2 pseudogenes are annotated in these 519 nt (G+C 31.0%); one reads left to right on the top strand and one right to left on the bottom strand.

The window, feature by feature from the left end:
• Positions 1–201 (top strand): annotated as a pseudogene (locus LRP84_RS22350) (serine/threonine protein kinase); the annotation flags it as partial.
• A gap of 96 nt (positions 202–297) precedes the next feature.
• On the opposite strand, the pseudogene LRP84_RS22345 reads toward LRP84_RS22350, so the two are convergent.
• A pseudogene (locus LRP84_RS22345) lies at positions 298–519 on the bottom strand (DUF6262 family protein); the annotation flags it as partial.

Raw genomic sequence — 519 nt, 5'->3', positions numbered from 1 at the left:
GGATATGTAGTCGATGTATCTGATTTCTTAAAAACAAAAGAAGATAGTAAGTGGAGAGACCTAGAAAAGGCATATTTTACATTTTACTTGCCTTTCATTTATAAATTGCCTTTCCCTGTTAAAATACCGTATTTCATGTTAAACATTGTTAGACGTTCATATAGAAAATATAAGAAGCTTAAAAAGAAATTCAAATTGTAAAAGGACCACATACTTATCTTTAGGTTAGATAAGTGAACCACTAGTAAACAAAAGGACCGTACATTTTAGATATGTCTAATATGTACAGTCCTAATTTTATAACTTCATGAAGTAATCAGTAAGCTTTTCATTTTCTTTTTCACGCAATTGCTTATTTTCTTCTTCAAGCTCTTTATTCTTTTTCTCTAACTTTTCAATTCTTCTTTTAAGAGAAGCGATGACGGCATTTTGATTGTTCTCGTCCCGTTTAATCCTAGAGTCCACAAATGCTTTTTCTTGTTGATTTCGCAAGAAATTGATGCGTTCTTTGAGCTCTGT

The organism is Bacillus rhizoplanae, from assembly GCF_917563915.1.
GTDB lineage: Bacteria > Bacillota > Bacilli > Bacillales > Bacillaceae_G > Bacillus_A > Bacillus_A rhizoplanae.
This window is presented reverse-complemented; position numbering and strand designations above follow the sequence as displayed.